Below are 16,793 nucleotides of genomic sequence, written 5' to 3' on the forward strand. Positions count from 1 at the left end.
ATCTTGTCATTGACAAGATTTGGTGCGGTCCGCAGACTTGACGCTGACAAGATGCGGTGGGCGCCCTCCGTCCCATCGCGCTCGCTAGGAGTTGAGGACCATGCTGATTCCCCTCGTGCTGCTCACATCACTGCTCGCTTTCCGGGCGCTGGGCGCCCTGGGCGTACACCGCTTCCGCACCTGGCAGGCGAGCGCCGCGCACGGGCTGGCCGTGATGCTGCTGTTCACCGCCGGCGCGCACTTCGTCCCGCCCTCGGTGACGGTGATGCCCAACAGCGCCGACATGATCGCCATGGTGCCCCCGCAGGTCCCTGCTCCCGAGTTCGCCGTCTACGCCACCGGCGTGCTCGAACTCGCGGGGGCCGCCGGGCTGGTGCTGCCCGCCACTCGCCGCGCGGCCGGGTGGTGCCTGGCGGCCTTCTTCGTGCTGATCTTTCCCGCCAACGTCCACGCCGCCCTCAACGCCGTGCCGCTCGCCGGGGAGGCGGCCACCCCGCTCGTGGTGCGCGTGCCCGAGCAGGTGCTCTACATCGGCGTCGCCCTCTGGGCCGCCCTGCCGTCGCGCGCGGCACGGGCGGCCGAGCGGGACGCCACGGCGGTCCGGTCCTGACGTCCGCGCGGCCGTCGCCGGTCAGGTCGGCCAGTGCGGCGGACGCTTCTCCAGGAACGCGGCGACGCCCTCGCGCGCCTCGGGTGTCCGGCCGCCGGCCGCCATTACCGCGGCGGCGTGCCGGTTGGCGACGGCCTCCGACGAACCCCCGCCCGTACCGCCCGGCGCGGCGAAGCCTGCGGAGTCGGTGGCGACGGCGGGTTCGCGGCCGGCCACCGACTGGCGGCCGGCCGCCGTCACCAGGGCGGGCACCCGCGCGACGGCCACCTGCGGGACCCACCGCGCGGTGCGCATCAGCACGTGTCCAGCAGCTCGCGCGCCCCCGCGAGGTCGGCGTTCGCGACGTCGGCGAAGTCGTGGCCGGAGCAGCACACCGGGCCGTTGCCGGCCAGCGCGATCCCCGGCGCGTCCGACCCGGCCACCTCCTCGAAGGCGGCGATGAGCTCGCGCATGTCGTCCAGCGAGAGGTCGCGCCGCTCGGGGCGGTTCATGGTGATCGTCGCGAAGTCGCCGTCGCGCCTGAGGAGTGCCTGGTCGTCGGGCCGCATACGTGGACGTTATGCGGCCGCGTGGCGCGTCACGCGGTGGCGCGCGGTGACGTAGAGTGCCGGAAGAGCGACGAGTCGTCACGGTGTGCCACGGTGACCGGTCGTCGCGCCCGGTCGCCGGACGAGGGGAGAGACGTGCCCGCCGGACTGCGGATCGCGCTCGGAGCACTGGCCACGGCCGCGGTCGTGCTCGGTGACGCGGGCGCCGCGTCGGCCAGTGCCGAACTGGAGCAGCGGCTCAGGGAGCGCTACGCCGGTCCGTACCGGCTGACGATCGACCACACCACCGCGGTGCTGATCGATTCCCGCACCGACGAGCGGGGCATCCCGCACCCCGAGAGCACGGTCATCACCCGCACGGAGGTCGCCTTCCTCCGGCCCGACACTCGCTGACCCGAAACGCGGCGGGGCTGACCGCTGGCGCCCATCCCCGCACACCGCGGTGGAAGGCCGAAAGCGCGGTCAAGCCGCCGGCCGAGCGGGTGTGGCTCGAACCCCCGCCCATCACCGCCGACAGGGGCGACCGGCCGGCGGTCCGGGTCAGCGGAACACCTCGGCCAGCCGCGCGAACGGGTCGATGGTGCGGAACCGCTGGTGGCCTTCGGGTAGCTCGGCGTGCTCCAGCGACCACGTCATCGGGTGCGGGACCAGCACCGCTCCCAGCCCGGCGGCCAGGGCCGGCCGCACGTCCGAGCGCGGCGAATTGCCGATCATCCACGTGTCGGCCGGGTTCAGCCCGTGCCGCTCGCAGAACCCGTGGTAGGCGGCCGGGTTCTTCTCCGGGACGATCCCGACCCCGGTGAACAGCGGGGCCAGGCCGGACCGGTCGATCTTCCCCTGCTGTTCCGCCAGGTTCCCCTTGGTCAGCAGGAACAGGGCGTGCCGGTCGGCCAGGCTCCGCAGCGTCTCCGGGACGCCCTTGATGATCTCCAGCGTGTGCGACCGGATCGGGGCGCACATCTCACGCAGCACGGCGCGGTCGGCGTCGCCGAGCGGCGGGTCGGGGCGCAGCCGGGTCAGGCAGACCGTCAGAGAGTGCTCGAACCCGTCCACCCCGTAGCCGATCGTCGCGACCGTCTCGCGCTCGACCTCCTCCAGCACGGCGAGCACCCGCGCGCGGGCGGTTCCGGAACGCACGACGCTCTCGACGAACGCCTCCTTCGCCCGTTCGAAGAGCACGTTGTTCTCCCACAACGTGTCGTCGGCGTCGAAGATCAGATTGTGCCGAGGCACGCCCACCCCCACGTCCGTCACTTCCCGCCGGACCGCTTTGTGGCACCGGCGCCCGCCATCATGGCGGGTGCGCCGCCCGCGCGGCAACGGGATTTCGCTGCCCAGGAGTGGGGGGCGGGGCCGCCCGCACGCTGCGGAACCGCGACGACACATCGGACGATGTGCGTTACTTCAGCGCGAAACCGGCCTAGCGTGGGAATGAGGCGACGCGCGGATCCGGGAGGAGGCCGATGGGGCGATCGGCGATCACGCGGCTGCTCGCCGCCGAGGCGATCATCACCGGCATCCAGGTCGCGGACTGGCGGGCCGCCATCCGGGCCGCCGGGGAACTCCTGGTCGCGGCGGGAGCGACCACCGACGCTTACACCGAGCAGATGCGCACGGCCGTGGAACAGCACGGCCCCTATATCGTCATCGCGCCCGGGATCGCGCTCGCGCACGCCCGGCCCTCGCCCGCCGTGCTGCGCACCGCGCTGTCCTGGGCGGGCCTGGCCACCCCGGTGGAGTTCGGCCATCCCGACAACGACCCCGTCGAACTGGTGGTGGGGCTGGCCGCCGTCGACCACGACGGCCACTCGTCGGTCCTGGCCCGTGTCTCGCACCTGCTCGCCGACCACGATCTGCTCCGGGCCCTGCGGGCCTCCCGCACCCCGGAGGAGATCCGCGCCCTGCTCATCGAGCACGACGAGGCGGAGCGATGAAGATCCTCGCGGTCTGCGCCATGGGCATCGGCACCAGCGTCATCCTCAAGGCCAACGCCGAACAGGCCATCGAGCGGCTGAACATCGACGCCGACGTCGAGGTGGCCGACATCGGCACGGCACGCGGCGCGGCCGCGACCGCCGACATCGTGCTCACCTCGGCGACGATCGCCGACGAGATCGGTGACGTCGGCATCCCGGTGCTGGTCATCGACAGCTTCGTCGACGAGGACGAGATCGAGCGCAAGCTCGCCGCCGAGGTCCGCCGCTGACCGGACCCGGCCGGGCGAAGCCGCCCGGCCGGACCCGTGGCGCGGTGCGCGCCCGGTCAGGCTCCGGGACCGCCCGCCGGAGCGGCCGCGGGCCGGGGACGGAGCGCGGCCACCAGCACGGCGACCACCAGGGCGGCGGCCGGGATCAGCGCCAGGCCGATCCGCAGTGAACCGGCGTCGGCGATGACCCCCACCAGCGGCGGGAAGCACAGGAATCCGGCCCGCGCCAGCCAGGCGACGATGGTCACGCCGTCACCGCTGCGCACGCCCGGGATGTTCCCGGCCGCCGCCAGCCCGAGCGGGAACAGCGTCGCGACCCCGAACCCGGCCAGGCCGAACCCAAGGACGGCCGTGGCGGGCGCCGGCACCAGGAGGGCCAGCCCCATGCCGCCCGCGGCGACCAGCGCGCCGACACGGCTCACCGCCACCGCGCCGAACCGGTCGGTCAGGCGGTCGCCGGTCAGGCGCCCCACCGTCATCAGCGCCTGGCACGCCACGAACGGCAGGCCGGCGAGGAATGCCGAGGTCTGCAGCTCGTCGCGGGCGAAGACGGCTCCCCAGGAGGCCGCGGAGTCCTCGATGGCGCCGGCCAGCATCAGCAGCACACCGAGCGCCAGCAGCACCCCGGCGGCGCCGCGCAGCGCCAGGGCGAGATCGCGCCGGTTCGTGTGCTCGGTGCCGTCCGATCGCTCACTGTGGTCGGGGCCGGCCAGCAGGAACCGGGCGGCCGTCAGGGCGGTCACCGTCAGCAGCACCGAGACACCCGTCAGGTGCAGCACGATCGGCACCCCGAAACCGGCCATGGCCGCACCGATCAGGCCGCCGCTCACGGCGCTCAGGCTCCAGAGGGCGTGGAACGTGTTGATGATCGTCCGCCCGTACCGGCGCTGCACCCGCAGACCGTGCGCGTTCATGGCCGAGTCCGTCCAGGCGTCCAGCGCGCCCAGGCAGAACAGGCCCGCGGCCAGCGCCGCCCAGTTCGGCGCGAGCGCGATCAGCGGCAGCGTCCAGCAGGCCATGGCACTGGTGATGACGGCGCACCGCCCGCTCCCGAGCCGGGCGATCAGCGGCCCGGCGAGCATGCCCAGCAGCAGGGCTCCCAGCGGCATCACCGCGATGGCGCTGCCGAGGGCGGCGTTCGACAGGTCCAGCCGGTCCTTGATCGTGGGGAACCACGGCACCAGGTTGGCGTAGGTGAAGCCGTTGACGAAGAAGAGCCCGGCGACGGCGAGCCGGGCCCGCCGATCGACCGTGCCGGGAGCTACCAGGGTGCGTTCGTCGCTGGGCACCGAACCTCCGTTGCGCGAGCAGGGAAAACGCCCCGGTGGAAGCCCTTTCCGCCGGAGCGATGATCCGAGGCTAGAGGAAGTCGTCCCCCGCTGGGGAGAGGGTTTTTCGGTGTTTTTCCGATCAGGACCGGGAGAGGACGATGTCCGCGTTGCCACGGGGTGTTCACCTGCGGCGACAGGCGGCCGAGCCGCCGGGGTGAGCGCGCCGGGCGGCCGTCCGGGGCCACCGTGCCGCTTCGGCACACCCGGCGGGTGTCGCATCCGCGCGCGACACCCGCCCGGGCGCCCGGGCGGGACCGACAGCCCGTCGGCGGCACCGGCTAGGCAGTGTTCGTTGAACGGGTGAGGTCGCGTAACCGGAGGCGGATGGCGGCGAGCCGGACGGCCCCGTCATAGACCACGGCCCTCCTGCCGTACCCGGCCGCGACCGCCCGATCCTGCTTGAGCGGGTTGATCGCACGCTCGACCGTGTCACGGCCCCGGCAGGCGGCCCGGTCGAAGACCGGCGGCCCGCCCCCGCGATCCGCGCCCGCGACGGTACTCCCGCCGGCCGCGCGGCAGGGCGATGGCCGCCCTGATACCCCGGCCCCGCAGTCGGGCGCGAACCGCCAGCGAGGAGCAGGCCTTGCCGCCCAGCGGCCGGCCGGGCCCGGGGGCCGTTGCCGAGACCCAGCCGCGGACCGGCCAACAGCCGGGCGAACAACAGCGTGCCGCCTCACCGGCCCGGCCCGGCGGCGACGGCCAGGAAACCGCAGCGGGCAGCGGCGAGCAGGAGGACCTGCGCGGCCAGCCCATCCCGGCACCACCCCACCACCTCCATTCCACCCTGTTCCCGCCGCCCCGGCGGCGTCGTGGCCGACGCCTACCATGGCGGAACCGATACCGACGCCGAGAAGCCCGGGTGGGCGGCCCCGATGCCCAGCCGTCCGGCGAACCCGCCCCCCCTCCAGCGACCAGCGGCGAAGCCCCCCGCGGCGGTCTCCCAGGGCCCGAACAGGGCTCCAGAACACCGGACCACCCCGCAGACATTCCAAAAACAGGCCCTAGGCCCGCGGCCCCCTCTTCGTCGGCTTCGCCTGCCACCCGGAGGCGGGCGTGGCGGGCGCGGTACGGCCGGCCGTGTGCGCCGTGTTGTGCTCAGCGGCGTCCCGGTACGCCAAGGCGCCCAGGTCGATGACGGAGGTCCGCGATGGGTCGGTCTGGGGTTCGCCGGTCGCCGTGAAGACCACCGGAGGAAAACCTGAAGGGTGGTCGAGCTTGCTGAAGTCCTTGTCGGTCGTTACCTCGTCGGCGGACACGCCTCGCCTCTCTGTCAAAGTGGAGTGTTCGGGTCTTACGTTATGCCTTTTTGTCGAGGGACGGGGCGTCCGTGGGGGCGCGGGCGGCGACGCGCGGACGTTCCCGCTGGTCGGGGCGGAGACGAGGCGGCGGCATTACCATCGCCCTCGCTGGTTAGCGGTGATGTGCGCATGACCTCCCCGCGACACCGAACGGGACATCGAGGCGGCACATGGAGCGCATTCTCACGGTCATGGAGTTCGTCGTCGACGAGGTGCTCACCGTTCCGGCCTACCTGGTCGGGCTGATCACCGCCGTCGGGCTGATCGCGCTCCGGCGCCCCCTTTCGCAGATCGTGGGCGGCGGCGTGAAGGCGGCGCTGGGCTTCCTGCTCATCGAGGTCGGCGCCATGCTCGTCACCATGTCGCTGAAGCCGCTCGGCACCATGATCCGTTCCGTGACCGGGGCGCACGGCGTGATCCCGAACAACGAGGCGATCGTCGCCCTGGTCCAGGCGGAACTCGGGCCGCGGGTTCCCTGGGTCATGTTCGGCGGCTTCGTGCTCAGCCTGCTGCTGGCCCGGTTCACGCCGCTGCGTTACGTCTTCCTCACCGGGCACCACATCCTCTGGATGTCCACCCTCGTCACCCTGGTCCTCGCGGCGGCGCGGCTGCCGCCGGTCGTCACGGTGCTCCTCGGCGCGGTGCTCCTCGCCGTGATGTTCGTGTCCATGCCGGCGCTCGCCCAGCCGTGGACCCGCCGGGTGGGCGGGGACGGCAAGATCGCGATCGGCCACTTCGGCAGCCTCGGCTACATCACGGCCGGGCTCGTCGGCCAGCTCGTCGGCCGCCGCGGCCGTGGCACGGAGGACGTCCAGGTCCCCGAGGGGCTGCGGTTCCTGCGGGACCCCATGGTGTCCACCGGCCTGTCCATGGGGCTCATCTACCCGCTGGTGGCCGTGGCGTACCTGTGGAAGGAAGGCAGCGCGACCGCGCGGCGGATGTTCCCGCCGCTGCACGGTGCCGAGCCGACGGTCGGGCACTACTTCATGCAGTCGGTGATGCAGGGCCTGCTGTTCGGCGTCAGCGTCGCCGTGATCCTCTACGGGGTGCGGACCATCCTCGGCGAACTCATCCCGGCGTTCCAGGGCATCGCCAACCGCATCGTGCCCGGCGCGGTCCCGGCGCTCGACGCGCCGATCGTCTTCCCGTTCGGGCAGAACGCCGTCCTGGTCGGCTTCCTGGCCAGCATGACCGGCGCCCTGGTCAGTCTGGCCGTCGTGGTGGCGGTGCTCGACCCCGCGGCCGGCATCGCGGTGGTGCTGCCCGGCCTGCTCCCGCAGTTCTTCACCGGCGGCGCCGCGGGGGTCTACGGTAACGCCACCGGTGGCCGCCGCGGCGCCGTGTGCGGCGGCTTCGTCAACGGTGTCCTCATCACCTTCCTGCCGGCCGTCCTCCTCGGCGTGCTCGGCCGCTACGGCACGGCGAACACGACCTTCGGCGACACCGACTTCGGCTGGTACGGCATCCTCATCGGCTACGCGGCCCGCCCCGGCGGCGTGCTCGGGGCGGTCCTCGCCCTGCTGGCGGGCGCACTGGTGTTCACGCTTGCCGTGATCGTCCAGAAACGCCTCGTCGAGACGGGATGGGACCCCGGTGCCCGCCGCGACGCCGAACTCGCCCGGCTCGAAGCGGAACACACCCGGCGGACCGGGAGACCCGAGACGGGAGAGGGCGGCTCGGACCGGACCTCGTCATGACCGTCCGCCCGCGGCTCCCACGAACCTCACCGCAGAGACCGGCGCCCGCGCCCTGGACGGACGCAGGCGCCGGCCGGCTCCGCGGAGACCTCACGCCGGGACCGCGTCCAGCTCCCGGTCCCACACCCGGTGGTGGGCCAGCAGCCGGGTGAACTCCCGGTTGAACACGTCGGAGTCGCCGCCCCGCGTGGTGACGACGCCCTGGTCGACGGCCACGCCGTCCCCTCCGTCGGCGAGCCGCACGCCCGGGAGCGGCAGGCGGGCGAGCAGATCCACGCCCTCTCCGATGCCGGCCACCGGCTTGGCGTGCTTGAACGCCTCGGTGACGAAGTGCAACGCGTACCCGTCACCGAGCAGCGTCTCCACGCTGTTCACCCCGCCCGGCACCACCACCGCGTCGTAGAGCACCGACGCCATGGTGTTCAGCGCGCGGTCCACCTCGACCTCGGTGCCGTCGACGCCGCGCACGCTGCCGTCGGTCGGCGCGAGCAGTTCGACGATCGCCCCCTCCTTCTCCATCGCCTGCCGGAGCTCCAGCACCGGGCCGGAGACCACGCCGTCGGCGACGAGCACCGCGATCTGCCGGCTGAAGATGGAGTCCATCACGGTGTTGGCCTGGCTGAGGGCGGGGGAGGAGCGGCCGTGGTTGGGAACCGCCTCCTCCTGGGGCGGCTCCACCCCGACGCCCACGGCCACCTCACGGGCGAGCGTGTGGTCGACGTTGTTGAGGTTGTGCACCACCCGCTCGCGCACGTGCCGGTGCTCGCACTTGCCCAGCTCGAACCGGAACGCCGCCACCAGGTGCTGCTTCTCCCAGGGCGACATGCTGTTGTAGAACAGCGTCGCCTGCGAGTAGTGGTCGGCGAAGCTCGGGCTGCGCCGCCGGATCTTCGCGCCGTCCACCCGCTCCTGGTAGTGCTGGTAGGCGCCCTCCTCGACCGACGCCAGGTACGGGCAGCCGCCGCCCAGCGAGTTCGGGAAGTAGCTGGTCTGCCCGCGGTGCACCCGCTGCTGGCCGAAGCCGTCGCGCTGATTGTTGTGCACCTCGGCGACCGGCCGGTTGACCGGGATCTGCTGGAAGTTCGGGCCGCCGAGCCGGATGAGCTGGGTGTCCAGGTAGGAGAAGTTGCGCGCCTGCAGCAGCGGGTCGTTGGTGAAGTCGATGCCGGGCACCACGTTCGCCGTGTGGAACGCGACCTGCTCGGTCTCGGCGAAGAAGTTGTCCGGGTTGCGGTTCAGCACCAGCCGCCCCACTGGGGTCACCGGCACGAGTTCCTCCGGGATGATCTTGGTGGGATCGAGCAGGTCGAAGTCGAACCGGTGCTCGTCGGCCTCCGGAACGAGCTGGAAGCCCAGCTCCCACTCCGGGTACTGACCGCGCTCGATCGCGTCCCACAGGTCCCGCCGGTTGAAGTCGGGGTCCTTGCCGGCCACCTTCTGCGCCTCGTCCCACACCAGCGAGTGCGTGCCGAGCAGCGGCTTCCAGTGGAACTTCACGAACGTCCCCTGGCCGTGCTCGTTGACCAGCCGGAACGTGTGCACCCCGAAGCCCTGCATCATGCGGAAGCTGCGCGGGATCGCCCGGTCCGACATCAGCCACATCATCATGTGGGTGGTCTCGGGCTGCAGTCCGACGAAGTCCCACAGGGTGTCGTGCGCGGACTGCGCCTGCGGAATCTCGTTGTGCGGCTCGGGTTTCACCGCGTGCACGAAGTCGGGGAATTTAATCCCGTCCTGGATGAAGAACACCGGCATGTTGTTGCCGACCAGGTCGAAGTTGCCCTCACGCGTGTAGAACTTGGTGGCGAAACCGCGCACGTCGCGCACCGTGTCGGCGGAGCCACGTGAGCCCGCCACCGTGGAGAAGCGCACGAAGACGGGGGTGTGCTCGGCCGGGTCGCTCAGGAAGGCGGCCTTGGTGTAACGGGCCATCGACTCATAGGGGTGGAAGTAGCCATAGGCGCCCGCGCCGCGCGCGTGCACCACCCGCTCCGGAATCCGCTCGTGGTCGAAATGGGTGACCTTCTCGCGGAAGTGGAAATCCTCCATGAGAGTCGGCCCGCGATCTCCCACCTGCAACGAGTTGTCGGTGTCGTCCACCTTGACGCCGGTGTTGGTGGTGAGCTGCCGGTCGGAGTCGGTCCGCATGGGGTCGAGCTGCCGGTCCTTTTCGTTGCTGACGCCGGATTCGTGACGCGCCTCGGCCATGATGCCGCCTCATTTCACGGTGCCGGGTGAGGCCGCGGCCAGGTGGTTCGCGAATCTGGGCCGGCCCGGTCGCGACCGCCACGTGAACGCTTTTCACGAGTGCCCCTACCGGTCACGTCCGGGGTCAAACCGGGGACGGTCATTCTTTGCACCCGCCGGCACGATCCGCACGGTCGTGCGGCGCCCGCGCCGGTGCGCCGCCGCGCGGCGGCGCACCGGACGCCGCGCTCAGACGTGCACGACGGGCTCGGCGCCGCGCGGCGCCGGCTTCATCAGCAACGACAGCAGCGCCGCGGCCACCATCACGACGGACGCGATGCCGAAGGCCAGGTGCATGCCGTCCATGAACGCGAGGTGGCTGGCCTGGGTGATGGCCGCCGCGGTGGCGGAGTCGGCCCCCTCGGGGATGGCCGCGCCACCCTGCGACACCACGCTCGCCATGGCGGTGGCGTCCTCGGAGGTGATCGCCGGCAGCCCGGCGTCCGCGAAGTGGCGGGGCAGCGAGGAGACGATCGCGGCGGACAGCACCGCGCCGAGCGCGGCCGTGCCGAGCGAGCCGCCCAGCTGCATCGCCGACTGCTGGACACCGGAGGCGACCCCCGCGTACCGCACCGGCGCGTTGCCGATGATCGCCGCGGTCGCGCCGGTCATGACGACGCTGAGCCCGCCGCCCAGCAGCACGAACCAGATCCCCATGAACGCCACCCCGGAGTCGGGCCGCAGCAGCGAGAGCCCGAACAGCGCCACGGCCGCCGCCAGCAGCCCGATCGCGACCGGCCAGCGGGTGCCGACCCGGTCGATGATCCGGCCGCCCAGCGGTGAGCCGATCGCCATGGTGATGCTCATCGGCAGCGTCACTGTGCCGGCGACCAGCGGCGTATAGCCGTGCACCCCCTGGAGGTAGAACGTGATGAAGAAGAGCGAGCCGATCAGCCCCAGCGCGACGAGGACCATCAGCAGCACCCCGATCGAGACCGACGCCGACCGGAAGATGCCCAGCGGCAGCAGTGGGTCGGCCATCCGCCGCTCCACCAGCACGAACACCGCGCCCACGACCAGGGCGACCGCCGCCGATCCGAGCGTGATGGGCGCCGTCCAGCCCGCCACCGGGGCCTCCACGAGCGCCCACACCAGGGCGAACATCGTCACGGAGAGCAGCCCGACCCCCAGGAGGTCGAACCGCGACTCGGGGTCGGCCGGCCGGTTCGGCGCCAGCAGCCACCCGCCCAGCGCGAGCGCGATGATGCCGACCGGGACGTTGATGTAGAACACCGATTGCCAGCCGAACGTGCTGACCAGCAGCCCGCCGATGATGGGGCCGCCCGCGCTGGCCGCGCCCAGCATGCCGCCGAACACCCCGAACGCCTGGCTGAGCTGGTGCGGCGGGAAAGCGGACCGCAACAGGCCCATCGCCGCGGGCGAGATGATCGCGCCGAGAACGCCCTGGGCGATCCGGAACGCCACCAGCGCCACGACCCCCGAGGACAGCGCGATGGCGACGGAGACGACGGCGAAGCCGGCGACACCGGCCAGGTACATCCGCCGGTAGCCGAACCGGTCGCCCAGTTTGCCGGCGGTGATGAGGAACACGGCGAGGCCGAGCAGGTAGCCGTGCGTCACCCACTGCAGCTCGGCCAGCGACGTCTGGAGGTCGGCGCCGATCGCCGGATTGGCCACGGCGACGATCGTCCCGTCCAGCGCCACCATGATCACGCCGAAGGCGATGGCCACCAGCGTCGCCCACGGCCCGCCGCGGAATCCGGATGAGACCGCCGCCGGAGCGGAGGCGGTGGTTGTCATGAAACCCCCTGTCGAGACAGCCGCGTGCGCACCCGTGCGCCGCGGGTGCTCACAATCATGTCAGCGACTGACAAATGGCAACATATGACTTTCGTTGCTCCCGGTGTATTCTCCGGTACCACCGCGGCAACCGGCGACCGGGTGGAGGCAGCATGGAACCTTCGACGGCGCACGACGGGCCGGTGGGGCTGCGCGAACGGAAGAAGGCCCGGACCAGGGACGCGCTGGTCGACGCGGCGCTGCGGCGGTTCGCGGAACAGGGGTTCGCCGCCACGACGACGGAGGAGATCGCCGCCGACGTCGAGGTGTCCCAGCGCACCTTCTTCCGCTACTTCGCCAGCAAGGAAGACGCCGTCCTCGCCGTGCAGGATCACATCGAGGAGACGTTTCTCACGAAACTCGCCGCCCGTCCGGGCGACGAGACGCCGATCGAGGCGCTCAGCAACGCCTACCGCGAGACCTGGGGCGCCCTGGACGAGCGCACCACCCGGACCCAGCTGCTGGTGCTCCGGCTCCTGGAGGAGTCCCCGACCCTGCTCGCCGCCCACCTGCGCCGCATGAGCGAGCACCAGGACCGGCTGGTCGGGCTCATCGCCCACCGTGCCGGGGTCGACCCCGCCACCGACCTGCGTCCACGGCTGGTCGCCGCCGTGTTCGGCGGCGTCTCGCACGTGGCGCACACCGTCTGCCACGAGCGCGGCTGCCGTGGCGTCGGGGACCTGCGGGCCGTCATCGGCGAATGCCTCGACGAACTGCTGCCCGCCCTCACGGGCGCGTGGGGCGTCACCGGCCACACCCCGCCCGCGGCACGCCGGGCGGAGGACGCGTCCTGAGGCGTGTCGGGGAGCCGTTCCGGGGGGACGGCGATCAGCACGGTCGTCACGAGCGTGCAGTGAGCCTGCCGGAGCGGACCGTCACCGCCCGGTCGCCTCACAATCCGTATACCGATCGCCGTGGGCCATCGGATCGAAGGCGGGTGGGCGTCCACCCCGACGGTCTTTGCGGTCACAGCCGACCACCGGGTCAGCGGAGATCGCCGCCGAAGCGTACGCCCCCGTCGGCGCGCACGATGGCGGAGCCGACGCCGACCTCCCCGCCAGCCGCTCCGGAGCGCGGGATCTCGTTGACCGCTGGTTCGCGGCGTCGGCGTACGGGTTCGCGGACGCGGACCCGGAGCGGCTGGTGGCCGCCCGGGAGTGGTGCGGACCGGGCCGGCGGCGGCGTCACCCGTCCTCGCCCCACCCCAGGCGGGCCGCCGCCGACGCCCAGGCGCTCCGGCCTCCGGAGGGGGTGTAGCGCCGTAGCGGCTGGGTCGCCGCCACCAGTGCGCGCATGGCGGCCAGGTCGGGCACCGCCCCGGCCGCCCGCGCCTGCACCAGAACGTTGCCGATGGCGGTGGCCTCCACCGGACCGGCGACCACCGGCAGGCCGAGCGCGTCGGCGGTGAGCCGGCAGAGCAGCTCGTTCCGCGCCCCGCCGCCGACCAGATGCACCTCCCGCACCTCGCGGTCCGCCAGCGCGGCGGCCGTCCGGATGGTGCGGCGGTGCGCCAGCGCCAGGCTCTCCAGCACGCAGCGCAGCACCGCTCCCCGCGACTCCGGCACCGGCTGGCCGGTCTCACGGCAGAACGCCGCGATCCGCGCGGGCATGTCGCCGGGCGGCAGGAAGCGGTCGTCGTCAGGGTCGACGAGCGCCGTGAACGGCTCGGCGCGCGCCGCCTCGGCCAGCAGGCCCGGAAGCGCGCCCGAGCCGAGCCGCCAGGTCCGCAGCGTCTCCTGGACCAGCCACAGGCCCATGATGTTGCGGAGGAACCGGGTGCTGCCGTCCACGCCCAGCTCGTTGGTGAAGTTCGCGGCCCGCGCCGCCGCCGTGCGCACCGGGCCCGGCAGCTCCAGCCCCGCCAGCGACCACGTGCCGCAGGAGATGTAGCCGAAGTCCGGCGAGCGGGCGGGAACCCCGATCACCGCCGAGGCGGTGTCGTGCGAGGCCACGGCGGTCACCGAGACGCCCGCCAGTCCTGTTTCGGCCGCGACGTCCGGCAGCAGCGGGCCGATCGCGGTGCCCGGCTCCCGCAGCTCGGGCAGCAGCGCCGGGTCGATCCCGGCGATTCCGGCGAGGTCCGCCGACCAGGTGCGGGTACCGGCGTCCAGCAGGCCGGTGGTCGAGGCGTTCGTCAGCTCGGCGCCGCGTTCCCCGGTCAGCCAGTAGCCCATGAGATCCGGGACGAGCAGCAGGGTGCGGGCGGCGGCCAGCTGGGCCGTTCCGGCCGCCGCCGCCAGCTGGAAGATCGTGTTGAACGGCAGGTACTGCAGCCCGTTCGCGGCGTACAGCGCGTCGGCCCCGGCCGCCGCCACCACCCGTGGGGCCACCTCGTCGGTGCGGGAGTCGCGGTAGTGGTACGGCACGCCGAGCAGCGTCCCGGAGGCGTCCAGCAGCCCGTAGTCGACCGCCCAGGAGTCCACCCCGACCGTCACCGGCCGGGCCGGCGCGGCGGCGGCCAGGCCGTGCAGCACCTCCCGGAACAGCCCGGTGACGTCCCAGTGCAGGCCGTCCGGCAGCCGCACCGGCTCGTTGCGGAACCGGTGCACCTCGGTCAGCCGCAGCACACCGGGCCCGACCCGGCCCACGACCACCCGGCCGCTGGACGCGCCGAGGTCGACGGCGGCGAAGGTCAGCTCGTCAGGCATCTGTCTCGCTCTCTGGTGGAGGGCCGTATCGGCGGAGCGCGGTGACCGCACCGGCACGACCGCCGCGAGGGAGCCGACGGCGCTTCGCCGGTGCGGCGTGGCGGCCCGGCCGCTTCGGGGCCGGGGACGCCGTGGTCGGTCGGGGTGGTGCCCGTGCCCCGGCCCGGCGCCCAGCGCCGTGGACGTCCCCGTTGTCACCGGTGTGATCGCGGGTGCGCCAGTGTGCCGGCGCGGGGGCGCGGCCCCGGCGATTTCGGTGCTGCTCGGCGGGCCCGAACCGGCCCGGTGCGGCGCGGCCGGAGTGGGGCGCCCGGCAAAGACCGCCGACCCGGCCGGCCGCCTCATCGCGCCGCCTACCGCAGGAACGCCGCCGCCACCCCGGCGTCCACCGGGACGTGCAGGCCGGTGGTGTGGCTCAGCTCCCCCGATGTCAGCGCGAAGACCGCGTTTGCCACGTGCTCGGGCAGGACCTCCCGCTTGAGGAGCGTGCGCTGCGCGTAGTACTCGCCGAGCTTCTCCTCCGGGACGCCGTACACCGCCGCCCGCTGGGCGCCCCACCCGCCCGCGAAGATGCCGGATCCGCGGACCACCCCGTCGGGATTGACGCCGTTCACCCGGACGCCGTGCCCGCCCAGCTCGGCGGCGAGCAGCCGGACCTGATGCGCCTGGTCGGCCTTCGCCGCGCCGTAGGCGACGTTGTTCGGGCCGGCGAACACGCTGTTCTTGCTGGAGATGTAGACGATGTCGCCGCCCATGCCCTGGTCGACCAGCACGCGGGCCGCCTCCCGGGCCACCAGGAACGAGCCGCGCGCCATGACGCGGTGCTGGAGGTCCCAGTCCGCCGCGGACGTCTCCAGCAGGGACCGGGACAGCGACAGCCCGGCGTTGTTCACGACCAGGTCCACCCCGCCGAAGGCGAGCACCGCGGCGCGCAGCGCCGCCGCGATCTGGTCCTCGTCCGTGACGTCCACCGTCACCGGCACGGCGACGTCGGGCGAACCGATCTCCTCGGCCACCCGCTCAGCCGCGGCGGTGTCGCGGTCGGCCACCACCACACAGGCGCCCTCGGCGGCCAGCCGCAGCGCGATCGCCCGGCCGATGCCGGAACCCCCGCCGGTCACGAACGCGATCCGGGTGGCGAGCGGGCGCGGCGCCGGCATCCGGGCCAGTTTCGCCTCCTCCAGCGCCCAGTACTCGATCCGGAACTTCTCCGACTCCGGGATGGGGGAGTAGCGGGAGAGCGTCTCGGCGCCGCGCATGACGTTGATCGCGTTGACGTAGAACTCTCCGGCGACCCGTGCCGTCTGCTTGTCGCGGCCGAACGAGAACATGCCGACGCCGGGGACCAGCACGATCGCCGGATCGGCGCCGCGCATGGCCGGGGAGTCGGGGCCGGCGTGCCGCTCGTAGTAGCCCCGGTAGTCCTCGCGGTAGGCGGCGTGCAGTTCGCGGAGCCGCGCGACGGCCTCCTCCAGCGGGGCGCCGGGCGGTACGTCCAGCACGAGCGGGCGCACCTTCGTGCGCAGGAAGTGGTCCGGGCACGACGTGCCCAGCGCGGCGAGCCGCGGATGCTCGGCACGGGACAGGAAGTCCAGCACCACCGGCGCGTCGGTGTAGTGGCCGACCTGCGGACGGTCGGTGGAGGCCAGGCCGCGCACCACCGGCAGCAGGGCGGCGGCGCGCGCGTGCCGTTCGGCCTCGGGCAGCGGCCGCAGCGCGTCCGTGACCGGCCCGAACGCGTGCCCGGAGCGTTCGGCGGCCCGATCCTCGATGAACCGCTCCGCGGTGCGGATGATCTCCAGCGAGTTGGCCTCGCACTCCTCCGCGGTGTCCCCCCACGTGGTGATGCCGTGCCCGCCGAGGATGACGCCGATGGCCTGCGGGTGCGCGGCTCTGATCTCCGCGATGTCCAGACCCAGCTGGAAGCCGGGCCGCCGCCACGGCACCCACGCCACCCGGTCGCCGAAGCACTCCGCGGTCAGCCGCTCGCCGTCGGCCGCGCACGCCAGCGCGATGCCGGAGTCGGGGTGCAGGTGGTCCACGTGCGCCGCGGCGACCAGCCCGTGCATGGCGGTGTCGATGGACGGCGCGGCGCCGCCCTTGCCGTGCGCGCAGTAGTCGAACGCCGCGACCATCTCGTCCTCGCGATCCACGCCGGGGTAGACCCCGGTGAGCGCACGCAGCCGGTCCAGCCGCAGGACGGCCAGACCCGCCTCGGTGAGCGTGCCGAGGTCGCCCCCGGAGCCCTTGACCCACATGAGCTCCACCGGCTCGCCGGTCACCGGGTCGGTGGCGGTGCCCTTGGCCGATGCGTTGCCGCCCGCGTAGTTGGTGTTGCGGGGGTCCGCGCCGAGCCGGTGCGAGCGGGCCAGCAGCGCGGCCACCTCGGGGTGCGTCTGGTCGGTCAT

General features: G+C 73.1%; 15 protein-coding genes. 6 read left to right on the plus strand and 9 right to left on the minus strand.

From position 1 onward, the window contains the following. Positions 1 to 100 precede the first annotated feature (100 nt). Entirely contained in the window at positions 101 to 610 is a 510-nt protein-coding gene (locus ACFQRF_RS18055) for a DoxX family protein (RefSeq protein WP_379872282.1), read from the plus strand. Positions 611 to 631: 21 nt separating this feature from the next. On the opposite strand, the gene ACFQRF_RS18060 is transcribed toward ACFQRF_RS18055, so the two are convergent. After that, positions 632 to 910 (minus strand): hypothetical protein, encoded by a 279-nt coding sequence (locus ACFQRF_RS18060; RefSeq protein ID WP_379872283.1) that lies wholly within the window; start codon positions 908 to 910, stop codon positions 632 to 634. Beyond that, a complete protein-coding gene (locus ACFQRF_RS18065) occupies positions 904 to 1,158 on the minus strand; it encodes a Clp protease/crotonase-like domain-containing protein (RefSeq protein WP_379872284.1) in 255 nt (84 codons plus the stop codon). Before ACFQRF_RS18065 ends, ACFQRF_RS18060 begins: the two co-directional genes overlap by 7 nt. Before the next feature lie 135 nt (positions 1,159 to 1,293). On the opposite strand from ACFQRF_RS18065, the gene ACFQRF_RS18070 reads away from it, so the two are divergent. Continuing rightward, positions 1,294 to 1,551 carry a hypothetical protein gene (locus ACFQRF_RS18070; RefSeq protein ID WP_379872285.1) on the plus strand — a complete coding sequence of 86 codons (258 nt, stop codon included), beginning with the start codon at positions 1,294 to 1,296 and terminating at the stop codon, positions 1,549 to 1,551. A gap of 147 nt (positions 1,552 to 1,698) precedes the next feature. Here the strand turns inward: ACFQRF_RS18070 and ACFQRF_RS18075 are convergent, their stop codons facing one another. After that, on the minus strand, positions 1,699 to 2,391 hold the full coding sequence (locus ACFQRF_RS18075; protein ID WP_379872286.1) for an HAD family hydrolase: 693 nt from the start codon (positions 2,389 to 2,391) through the stop codon (positions 1,699 to 1,701). A 230-nt stretch (positions 2,392 to 2,621) separates the two neighbouring features. Here ACFQRF_RS18075 and ACFQRF_RS18080 point away from each other — a divergent pair, with 230 nt between their 5' ends. Further along, the gene (locus ACFQRF_RS18080) at positions 2,622 to 3,092 is read left to right on the plus strand and encodes a PTS sugar transporter subunit IIA (RefSeq protein ID WP_379872287.1); all 471 of its coding nucleotides are present in this window, start codon (positions 2,622 to 2,624) and stop codon (positions 3,090 to 3,092) included. Further along, on the plus strand, positions 3,089 to 3,364 hold the full coding sequence (locus tag ACFQRF_RS18085) for a PTS sugar transporter subunit IIB (RefSeq protein ID WP_379872288.1): 276 nt from the start codon (positions 3,089 to 3,091) through the stop codon (positions 3,362 to 3,364). The genes ACFQRF_RS18080 and ACFQRF_RS18085 overlap by 4 nt, the downstream gene beginning before the upstream one ends. 56 nt (positions 3,365 to 3,420) lie before the next feature. Here the strand turns inward: ACFQRF_RS18085 and ACFQRF_RS18090 are convergent, their stop codons facing one another. After that, positions 3,421 to 4,653 (minus strand): MFS transporter, encoded by a 1,233-nt coding sequence (locus ACFQRF_RS18090; protein WP_379872289.1) that lies wholly within the window; start codon positions 4,651 to 4,653, stop codon positions 3,421 to 3,423. Positions 4,654 to 5,696: 1,043 nt separating this feature from the next. Further along, on the minus strand, positions 5,697 to 5,951 hold the full coding sequence (locus ACFQRF_RS18095) for a hypothetical protein (RefSeq protein WP_379872290.1): 255 nt from the start codon (positions 5,949 to 5,951) through the stop codon (positions 5,697 to 5,699). 212 nt (positions 5,952 to 6,163) lie between these two features. Here ACFQRF_RS18095 and ACFQRF_RS18100 point away from each other — a divergent pair, with 212 nt between their 5' ends. Further along, entirely contained in the window at positions 6,164 to 7,690 is a 1,527-nt protein-coding gene (locus ACFQRF_RS18100; RefSeq protein WP_379872291.1) for a PTS ascorbate transporter subunit IIC, read from the plus strand. A gap of 90 nt (positions 7,691 to 7,780) precedes the next feature. Here ACFQRF_RS18100 and ACFQRF_RS18105 read toward each other — a convergent pair whose 3' ends face one another. Together ACFQRF_RS18105 and ACFQRF_RS18110 are read right to left on the minus strand one after the other, a co-directional pair. Next, positions 7,781 to 9,898, minus strand: coding sequence for a catalase (locus tag ACFQRF_RS18105; protein WP_379872292.1), 2,118 nt, complete (start codon positions 9,896 to 9,898; stop codon positions 7,781 to 7,783). 228 nt (positions 9,899 to 10,126) lie between these two features. Then, positions 10,127 to 11,698, minus strand: coding sequence for an MFS transporter (locus ACFQRF_RS18110; protein WP_379872293.1), 1,572 nt, complete (start codon positions 11,696 to 11,698; stop codon positions 10,127 to 10,129). A gap of 152 nt (positions 11,699 to 11,850) precedes the next feature. Here ACFQRF_RS18110 and ACFQRF_RS18115 point away from each other — a divergent pair, with 152 nt between their 5' ends. Continuing rightward, positions 11,851 to 12,531, plus strand: coding sequence for a TetR/AcrR family transcriptional regulator (locus ACFQRF_RS18115; protein WP_379872294.1), 681 nt, complete (start codon positions 11,851 to 11,853; stop codon positions 12,529 to 12,531). A 390-nt stretch (positions 12,532 to 12,921) separates the two neighbouring features. Here ACFQRF_RS18115 and ACFQRF_RS18120 read toward each other — a convergent pair whose 3' ends face one another. After that, complete coding sequence (locus ACFQRF_RS18120; protein ID WP_379872295.1) at positions 12,922 to 14,385, minus strand: rhamnulokinase; 1,464 nt, start codon at positions 14,383 to 14,385, stop codon at positions 12,922 to 12,924. A 353-nt stretch (positions 14,386 to 14,738) separates the two neighbouring features. Beyond that, positions 14,739 to 16,793, minus strand: coding sequence for a bifunctional aldolase/short-chain dehydrogenase (locus tag ACFQRF_RS18125; protein WP_379872296.1), 2,055 nt, complete (start codon positions 16,791 to 16,793; stop codon positions 14,739 to 14,741).

Origin of the sequence: Marinactinospora rubrisoli, assembly GCF_042664915.1 — a bacterium.
GTDB classification, from domain to species: domain Bacteria; phylum Actinomycetota; class Actinomycetes; order Streptosporangiales; family Streptosporangiaceae; genus Marinitenerispora; species Marinitenerispora rubrisoli.